This is a genomic window from Cyclobacterium qasimii M12-11B (assembly GCF_000427295.1).
GTDB classification, from domain to species: Bacteria; Bacteroidota; Bacteroidia; order Cytophagales; family Cyclobacteriaceae; genus Cyclobacterium; species Cyclobacterium qasimii.
In genome coordinates this window covers 1-8,074 of the sequence record NZ_ATNM01000201.1, presented here as the reverse complement: position 1 = coordinate 8,074, position 8,074 = coordinate 1, and the positions used below count along the sequence as shown (strand labels likewise).

General features: G+C 39.6%; 10 protein-coding genes and 1 rRNA gene. 3 read left to right on the top strand and 8 right to left on the bottom strand.

Going from position 1 to position 8,074, the window contains the following annotated elements:
* From ADICYQ_RS25230 to hisH, 6 genes are all read right to left on the bottom strand, one after another.
* Positions 1–286, bottom strand: a 286-nt coding sequence (locus ADICYQ_RS25230) for an HYC_CC_PP family protein (protein ID WP_152520532.1), incomplete at its 3' end; no start/stop codon positions are given.
* 57 nt (positions 287–343) lie between these two features.
* Positions 344–760, bottom strand: a complete 417-nt coding sequence (locus ADICYQ_RS25225; protein ID WP_146948579.1) for a gamma-glutamylcyclotransferase family protein — start codon at positions 758–760, stop codon at positions 344–346.
* A gap of 12 nt (positions 761–772) precedes the next feature.
* Positions 773–1,378 carry a bifunctional phosphoribosyl-AMP cyclohydrolase/phosphoribosyl-ATP diphosphatase HisIE gene (gene hisIE / locus ADICYQ_RS25220; RefSeq protein WP_020894159.1) on the bottom strand — a complete coding sequence of 202 codons (606 nt, stop codon included), beginning with the start codon at positions 1,376–1,378 and terminating at the stop codon, positions 773–775.
* Between the two features lie 49 nt (positions 1,379–1,427).
* Positions 1,428–2,189 carry an imidazole glycerol phosphate synthase subunit HisF gene (hisF, locus tag ADICYQ_RS25215; RefSeq protein WP_020894158.1) on the bottom strand — a complete coding sequence of 254 codons (762 nt, stop codon included), beginning with the start codon at positions 2,187–2,189 and terminating at the stop codon, positions 1,428–1,430.
* A gap of 1 nt (position 2,190) precedes the next feature.
* Positions 2,191–2,913: a 1-(5-phosphoribosyl)-5-[(5-phosphoribosylamino)methylideneamino]imidazole-4-carboxamide isomerase gene (gene hisA / locus ADICYQ_RS25210; protein ID WP_020894157.1), complete on the bottom strand. Its 723-nt coding sequence runs from the start codon at positions 2,911–2,913 to the stop codon at positions 2,191–2,193.
* A complete protein-coding gene (gene hisH, locus ADICYQ_RS25205; RefSeq protein WP_020894156.1) occupies positions 2,913–3,497 on the bottom strand; it encodes an imidazole glycerol phosphate synthase subunit HisH in 585 nt (194 codons plus the stop codon). Before hisH ends, hisA begins: the two co-directional genes overlap by 1 nt.
* Before the next feature lie 238 nt (positions 3,498–3,735).
* On the opposite strand from hisH, the gene ADICYQ_RS26460 reads away from it, so the two are divergent.
* Positions 3,736–4,308 (top strand): phosphatase PAP2 family protein, encoded by a 573-nt coding sequence (locus ADICYQ_RS26460; protein WP_020894155.1) that lies wholly within the window; start codon positions 3,736–3,738, stop codon positions 4,306–4,308.
* A gap of 6 nt (positions 4,309–4,314) precedes the next feature.
* Here the strand turns inward: ADICYQ_RS26460 and ADICYQ_RS25195 are convergent, their stop codons facing one another.
* On the bottom strand, positions 4,315–5,211 hold the full coding sequence (locus ADICYQ_RS25195; RefSeq protein WP_040418183.1) for a DUF6807 domain-containing protein: 897 nt from the start codon (positions 5,209–5,211) through the stop codon (positions 4,315–4,317).
* Between the two features lie 170 nt (positions 5,212–5,381).
* On the opposite strand from ADICYQ_RS25195, the gene ADICYQ_RS25190 reads away from it, so the two are divergent.
* Both ADICYQ_RS25190 and ADICYQ_RS25185 read left to right on the top strand, forming a co-directional pair.
* Positions 5,382–6,323 carry a 3-keto-disaccharide hydrolase gene (locus tag ADICYQ_RS25190; protein ID WP_020894152.1) on the top strand — a complete coding sequence of 314 codons (942 nt, stop codon included), beginning with the start codon at positions 5,382–5,384 and terminating at the stop codon, positions 6,321–6,323.
* 158 nt (positions 6,324–6,481) lie between these two features.
* A complete protein-coding gene (locus tag ADICYQ_RS25185; RefSeq protein WP_020894151.1) occupies positions 6,482–7,432 on the top strand; it encodes a sugar phosphate isomerase/epimerase family protein in 951 nt (316 codons plus the stop codon).
* A gap of 508 nt (positions 7,433–7,940) precedes the next feature.
* Here the strand turns inward: ADICYQ_RS25185 and rrf are convergent.
* Positions 7,941–8,052 (bottom strand): 5S ribosomal RNA (gene rrf / locus ADICYQ_RS25180).
* Positions 8,053–8,074: the final 22 nt, after the last annotated feature.

The window sequence follows — 8,074 nt, the reverse complement described above, 5'->3', positions numbered from 1 at the left end:
TAAAAACCATTTGCGGGGCATCAGCATTTGCAATAGAAAGCTTTGGATCAACCTCTAATTGAATCAGTTCAAATAGGTTTTGACAGCACTGGTTTGAGACAGCCTTCGAACCCTTTTCTGAGGATGGAATTTCCTCATGGCTTTCCATACCACAATCTAAATGCTTGGCAGACAAACCAAACCCTTTCATCATTTCGGACCCCATACAAATATGACTGCTCTTCGCCAGCCCTATGCTGGAAAAAAGAAAAAATGCAGCGATCAATATGGAAAATGATTTCTTCAACCTTACAAAGGTATACATTAAAAAAGTATATATCAAATAAGGAATCTCAGTTCAATATTACTGATCACCTTTACCCTCTATAATATAATTCAAATAATCGCCTCCTTCAATAGGAGTCAGGTGATCCAAAGTACCCAAATGAAGGTATACCCAAGCAGATAGGATCACCCCATCCTCTGATTCAATGTCTAATTTTATTCTTTCGTAAGTCACTCCTGTTTCCAGCTTCTCACCTACACCTTCGTATTCATCCAGGATTGTCAGAACTTCATGTTCATTGTGTAGCAAATAGACATCCCCAAAAACTTCTTCTTCTAAAACTGAGGTATAGGTAAATACAGGATAGGGACCTAAATCATACAAAAGCCCCTTACATGTGCCACTGGTGAAAAGTTCACCAGAGCGCTCCAACAATTCAGCCATTGGATGTCCAAATCCCTTCCTTAACGTACCATAAACAAATAAATACGACAATCTTAGTAAATTTTACTTTTGATGACGATTGATCAAAACTTCCATTACTTCATCCAATTCGTACGATTTTGCTTCTAGCAATACCAAATAATGATACAATAAGTCTGCTGCCTCGCCCATGAACAATTCCTTGTTATCATCCTTGGCTTCAATTACAACTTCCACTGCTTCTTCCCCTACTTTCTGCGCCACTTTATTGATGCCAGCATTGAATAGAGAGGTGGTATAGGATTTGTCTGAAGGGTTGTTTTTCCTTTCTTTGATCACCTTTCTTAAATGATCAATAAAATGGGTTTTTCCTTTATTGTCGTGTGCAAAGCAGGTGTCATTTCCTGTGTGACAAACTGGACCTATTGGGTTAACAGTGATCAAAAGCGTATCCTGGTCACAGTCTACCTCAATATTTTTAATCATTAAAAAATTACCTGAAGTTTCTCCCTTCGTCCACAACCTGCCTTTGGTCCTGCTAAAAAAAGTGACCTTTCCACTTTTTACAGATTCATCGATGGCCTCTTGATTCATATAGCCCATCATCAATACTTCTTTTGTAAACTCATCCTGGATAATGGCAGGCACCAGACCATTTACTTTTTCAAAATCTATCTTAATATTTTCCATGCTAATTTATTGCTCAAGTATTTATAGTAAAATCAAAATTGATGAAGATTTATGACTTCATCCTTATATTGACTCCTTGTGTGTCGAGGTATTTTTTTAACTCAGGTATTGGTATTTCTTTAAAGTGAAAAATACTGGCAGCCAAGGCAGCATCTGCTTTTCCAGCAGTAAACACTTCTTGAAAATGCTGCATGGTTCCTGCTCCTCCTGAAGCGATAACAGGAATTGGGAGTATGGATGACAGTTCGGAAGTGATGCCATTTGCAAAACCATTTTTCACCCCATCGTGGTCCATAGAAGTGAGCAAAATCTCTCCTGCTCCTCTTTCTGCAACCTCTGCTGCCCATTCCTGAGTTTTCAACAAAGTGGGTCTTCTTCCCCCGTGGGTATGTACAAAATCAATCCCATCAATATTTTTGGTATCGATGGCAACAACGATACATTGACTCCCAAACTCTCTAGCGAGTTCGTTTATTGCCGAAGGGTTTCTTACTGCAGCAGAATTTATACTTATTTTATCCGCTCCAGCATTCAGCAAGGCCTTCACATCGTCAATCGTAGAAATTCCACCACCCACAGTAAAAGGAATATTTACGGTTTTTGCCACCTTGGTAACCAATTCAACCAAGGTCTTCCGCTTCTCTACCGTAGCTGTGATGTCTAAAAACACCAATTCGTCAGCCCCTTCGTCAGCATATATTTTGCCCAATTCTACCGGATCACCAGCATCCCTCAGCTCTACAAAATTAACTCCTTTAACTGTGCGCCCATCTTTTATATCCAGACAAGGTATTATTCTTTTTGTCAACATATTAATTTCGTGTAAAGCTACTTAACTCCTCGAGGCTTATCCTGCCTTCATAAAAAGCTTTTCCTACAATTGTCCCATAAACTCCAGCAGCTTCAAGTTCTTCTAAATCGCTTACGGAAGCTACTCCCCCACTTGCTATCAGCTTAACACCAGGGATCTCCTTCATTATTTCCTTATAAAGCTCCAATGAAGGCCCTTGAAGCAATCCATCTTTCGCTACGTCGGTACATATTACGTATTGGACGCCCTTGGCATGGTAATCTTTAATGAAATCTATCAAGTCCATCTCGGTCGTTTCTTCCCAACCTGAAATAGCAATTTTCCTGTCTTTGGCATCTGCCCCTAAAATCAGTTTCTCTCCACCGTAAGATTTGAGCCATCCGGTGAACAAGTCAGGGTTTTTCACGGCTATGCTTCCACCTGTCACCTGTTTAGCACCTAAGCTGAAAGCCAAGGCTATGTCTTCGTCCGATTGCACTCCTCCGCCAAAATCCACTTTTAGGCTGGTTGCCTGACAAATTCGCTCGAGCACCTCGGTATTAATAATCTTCTTGGCTTTGGCTCCATCCAGGTCTACCAAATGCAGCCTTTTAATACCTGCCCCTTCAAACCTTTTTGCTACCTCGGTAGGATCTGATGAGTATTCCTTTTTTTGGCTGTAATCTCCTTGGGTAAGGCGTACACAATTACCTCCTATGATATCTATTGCTGGAATGATTTCCATTATAATTTCAGAAAATTGTTAAGAATTTTTTCACCTACTACACTGCTTTTCTCAGGGTGCCCCTGCATGGCATAAAAATTATCTTTATGCAACATAGCAGAGAAGTCATTGATATAATGAGTAGTAGCTATCGTATATTTTGGGTCTAATTCGGCATAATAACTGTGTACGTAATACACATAGGCTGATTCATCCAATCCCTCCAAAAGGGGCGTTTTCAAGTTCTCAAGATTGTTCCAGCCAATATGTGGCACCTTATCCAAAGGGGGGAATTTCTTTACGTTTATCTGGAAAATGCCCAAACAGTCTGTTTCGTACTCCTCAGTGTGCTCACACAACAACTGTAGTCCAAGACAAATTCCAAAAAAAGGTTGGGTTAGCTCTTTTATCAACTGATCAAGTTTCCTTTCTTTCAAATACTTCATCGCAGTACTGGCTTCTCCCTGACCTGGAAATATCACCTTATCTGCTTTTTTTATCGTTTCCCAGTCATCCGTTAAGGTCGCATTGACTCCTAAACGCTCCATGGCATACAATACAGATTTCACATTCCCTGCATTGTACTTAATTACTGCTACATCCATTGGTATCGGCCTTGGCCGCGTTAATCATTTTCATTTTAAGCAACCGCTAATTTAAAGCTTTTCATGGTAGGGTGGAAGATTTAGCTTCGAAATATCCAATAGCTAGACAAATAGCTGGAGGAACAATCATAAAATCGGTCCCAATTGAGTGATTTCATCCCATATAAAAACATCCATTCAAGTTCAATTCGTGAAATATGAGGTAAATTGCTGGGAGAAAAATGATTTCCATTAAGTTTTGAAACAAAAAATCGCACTCATAATTTCCAAAGTTGGTCATCCTATTTGTTTGTTACTGACTTTTTTAGTCTATTTCCTTTTCAGTATTCATGATCCGGCAAAAGCTTTCTGGACCCTAACCATAATCATTTCATTAGGGATTTTGCCCCTTATAGGCTGGAACCTATACCGTACCCGAAAAGGATTGTATTCAAACTTTGATGTTTCAATCAGGAGCCAACGGTCCTCTATGTACCGCTTTATCCTGGTATTGGCAGTAATTGTATTAGCCGCTTTATGGTTTAGCAATCAGCCGTCCAGTGTTATTATAGGGAGCTTGATACTCATACAATTGCTGCTACTTGCTTTCTTCCTTAACTACAAAATCAAAATCTCCTTACACGTTGCCATCGCTGTTTTTACTGGTTTTGGACTTTGGGAGATTAACAAAGAATTTTCAATGATCATTTGGGCTTTCACCCCTTTGATTGGCTGGTCAAGATGGTACCTTGGAAGACACTTTCCAATTGAATTATTCTGGGGATTTGTGCTGGGAATTATTTGCGGTTTAGAAATTATATACTTTATATAACTAATATCAATCTTTACTGTAGGTATCGAATTTCCCTGCAATATCTGCTTCCAGGTGATCTCCCTGATGTACGATTACCCTGTATTTGAGCTGGATTGATTCTCCTTTTTTCAGTTGTGTTCCTTTTTGTTCATCTTCTGGCCAATACATTGGCGTGGGAGATATGAAACCATAATCCCTGGTAAACCAGGGCGAAGGATACCAGTCGTTAGAAGGATGCTGCAAAACTGCCAAACCTTCTTTACCCTTTCCACGGTTTCCATAAAAATCTATCCAGGAAGAAGGTTTACCAAAAGTTTCTTCCTCTCCCCGATCTCCTTCTGCATTAATCATCGTCCCCCCATTGAGTACATTCAGGTCTTGGTCTAACCTAGCACTAAACAAGGAATGGTTGGTCTTTTCTATGGTAACATCCTCAAGCATTTCCATTTTTACATCAAAATCAATTTGATAAGCCCCATCAGGAGTGGTAGAAATGGTTATTGTGCGAAAATCTTTAATCGGGGCTGTTGCTCCCGGTCTGGTCCAAATGCATTCATTAAGTATGGTCAACTCACTTTCACTACTTTGCTCGATTTCCGCCCTTAGGGAGACAATTTGGCCACGATCCAATCCCTCCTGCCAATAATTTCCGCCATTAACCTTATCACAACCAAAGAACAAGGAACTGTGATGTGGATAGATTCCATTACGCATACTGGTAACCAAGGACCCAGAAGGGCCATTCACAGGAAAGAAAAAGGGGTACTTCTCATTTTTCGCAAAATGGTAGCTGGTGAAAAATTGGCCATCAATAATAACGTCTATCCGGTCACCAATTTTCTGAGCAGAAATTTTTTGCGCCATGGCGGATTGATAAGAAAACAAAGCGATCAGTAGCAAAGAAGAAATAAGGTGTCTCATGGGAATTAAAATTAGTCTTACGCCAAAGTAAGAATAATCTGTGATTCAAAAAAAGAAGGGATGGATTTGAGAACTTTAGTATTTTGAGTTGCTTAATAAATTGATGAACAGTTTTAAAAGGAGATAAAAATCAAGTAATTTTAAGTAGAATAAACTTCAAAAAAAATAACATGATAAAATCGAAATTATTATTGTGCGGAATATTGGTTTTCAGCTTCTTAAGCACAGGAAACTTGGCATGTGCGCAGGATGAAAAACAGTTAACTGGGCGGTGGGACCTCACTGTAGACATGGATGGCAAACAAGCACCCTCTTGGTTAGAGGTGAAACTCTCAGGAATAAAGACATTGGTGGGTTATTATGTAGCTCACAATGGAAGTGCAAGACCAATTTCAAAAGTGAACTATGAAAATGGAAAAATAAGTTTTGCAATACCTCCTCAATGGGACAATTCCGATCAGGACATGGTATTCAATGGACAGCTAATGGCTGGGGAATTATCTGGTACAATTACCCAAAGCACTGGTGAAAAACATTCCTTTACTGGCGTTAAAGCACCTTCATTGGTAAGAGAAAAAGCACCTAAATGGGGAAAAACAATCGAACTATTTAATGGTAAAAATGTAGATGGTTGGCATGTAGATGGCGCTGAAAATCAATGGAAAGTCATTGATGGAATATTAACATCCGATGCTGCAGGATCAAACCTTATTTCAGACCAAAAATTTGAAGATTTCAAATTAAGTGCCGAAATCCGTTATCCTAAAGGTAGCAACAGTGGCATTTACCTTCGTGGACGGTATGAAGTTCAAATCGAAGACAATGCCGGCACTCCTCCATCTTCTATTTATTTCGGTGGAGTCTATGGCTTTCTAACACCAAATGAGATGGCTGTAAAGTCTGCAGGCGAATGGCAAACATTTGAGATCACTTTGATTGGTAGAAGGGTTAGCATTGTAGCCAATGGAAAAGCAATTATAACAGACCAAATCATTCCAGGTATCACGGGTGGAGCCATTGACAGCAATGAAGGCGAACCAGGAGCATTTATGATCCAGGGAGACCACGGAGCGGTAGAGTTTAGAAAATTTGAGGTGACTCCTTCTAAATAATTAAGCTATAAACCAAAAGATGGGCGGACTTCAAAAAATCCCCCCTCTTTTGGTTTTGCATTATTAGATTAATGTATTCACATCAAAATTATCGAGAGAACACTATACACTTTTACAAACTTTTGTAATTGCATCAATAACCCTAAATAAACAGAAAAATGAAACGTAGAAGATTTATTGGTCTTGGTGCATTGGCTGGTGTTGCAGCAGGAACAGCACCATCTTTGGCAGCAAAAAAACCTTTGGAGAAATCTAAGACCGAAAAAAGATACCAACAAGGCCAAAGTCCTTGGCCAATTTGTCTGGATACCGCTACAATTAGGCCTGCTTCATTAAGGAAAAAGGTTCAAATTGCCGCTAAAGCAGGCTTTGATGCCATAGAACCTTGGGATAAAGAGTTAGCTGAATTTGAAAAAGAAGGAGGAAACCTAAAGGATTTGGGTAAGGAAATTAAAGACCTTGGCATGTTTGTGCCAAGTGTTATCGGATTATGGAATGCATTGCCTCCCACGGAAGTAGCATTTGAAGAATCGTTAAAAGATACTCGAAACAGGATGCGCATGGCGGCTGACATCCAATCACAACACATTCAAACCATCCCAAATACTGTTGGTGAAAACTACGATCAAAAGTACGTATCCCAAAGATACCGGGAATTAATAGATATAGGGATTAATGAGTTTGGTATTAATCCCGCCCTGGTTTTTGTGAAATTTTTTCCTCTCAAAACTTTGGGACAGGCAGTAGGTGTGGCTTTGGATGCCAACCATCCTAAAGCCATGGTTATACCCGACACGTTTCACATGCATATCAGCGAAGGTGGGTTTGAAGGACTTAAATTTTTAAATGGAGACCTTATTGCTATTTTCCAATTTGCAGATGCTCCAGCTAGTCCTGATATTACAGCATTAGGGGATAAACATAGGGTTTACCCTGGTGACGGAATTTTGCCTTTACCGGAAATATTAAAAACCTTAAAGTCAACAGGCTATAAAAAATGCATATCTCTGGAATTATACAACCCCGAATATTGGAAACAAGACCTGCAAGAAGTAGCCAATACGGGATTAAGAAAAACAATGGAAGTGATCCATAAAGCAGAAGTATAGTATTCTGATTAAAGGGGGAGCCTTATTTTAGAAGTTCTCCCTCTTCTATTAAAAAAACGATTGCACTGTTCCATCTCAATTCAAAACCCAGTTAAGATGGCGCTATTACTTTTTCCTCAATCAGGTTATAGTTGTAAAATAGCCGATCAGCGAATTTCAGAATATCTATAATACAAGGCTTTTTATAAAACCTCAAATCCTCAGTAGGTAGCTTCATAGTACATAGGGATATAAAGATATTATACACTACTTAAGAATAAATCGACATTAGCTTTTTGTGTAAGATTGTATCTACACTTTACCTTTCGATTCTTAAAATTGGTTATTTCTGTACCTGGTTTAACCACCGGGCTATTTTGGTGGCGTGATTAAAGCACCATGGTGTAGGATGAGACTTTATACACGATCTTATGAGATCAACTACTCAATAAATAGGAGTATTAAGCAGGTTTATTTACAAAAAAGGGCATAAAAAAGACCCGCAGTGTTAACTACGGGTCTGTAATAATGAAGGCGGCGACCTACTCTCCCAGGTGTAACCCCAGTACCATCGGCGCGGCAGGGCTTAACTTCTCTGTTCGGGATGGGAAGAGGTGGGTCCCCTGCGCCGGGCCGCCTAAATCTTCGTGGACGCTTTTAATA

Excerpts from the sequence above, each read along its gene's own strand:
- ADICYQ_RS25195 (WP_040418183.1), bottom strand. The coding sequence starts at position 5,211 with ATGAGACACCTTATTTCTTCTTTGCTACTGATCGCTTTGTTTTCTTAT.
- hisA (WP_020894157.1), bottom strand. The coding sequence starts at position 2,913 with ATGGAAATCATTCCAGCAATAGATATCATAGGAGGTAATTGTGTACGC.
- hisH (WP_020894156.1), bottom strand. The coding sequence starts at position 3,497 with ATGGATGTAGCAGTAATTAAGTACAATGCAGGGAATGTGAAATCTGTA.
- hisIE (WP_020894159.1), bottom strand. The coding sequence starts at position 1,378 with ATGGAAAATATTAAGATAGATTTTGAAAAAGTAAATGGTCTGGTGCCT.
- hisF (WP_020894158.1), bottom strand. The coding sequence starts at position 2,189 with ATGTTGACAAAAAGAATAATACCTTGTCTGGATATAAAAGATGGGCGC.
- ADICYQ_RS25185 (WP_020894151.1), top strand. The coding sequence starts at position 6,482 with ATGAAACGTAGAAGATTTATTGGTCTTGGTGCATTGGCTGGTGTTGCA.
- ADICYQ_RS25190 (WP_020894152.1), top strand. The coding sequence starts at position 5,382 with ATGATAAAATCGAAATTATTATTGTGCGGAATATTGGTTTTCAGCTTC.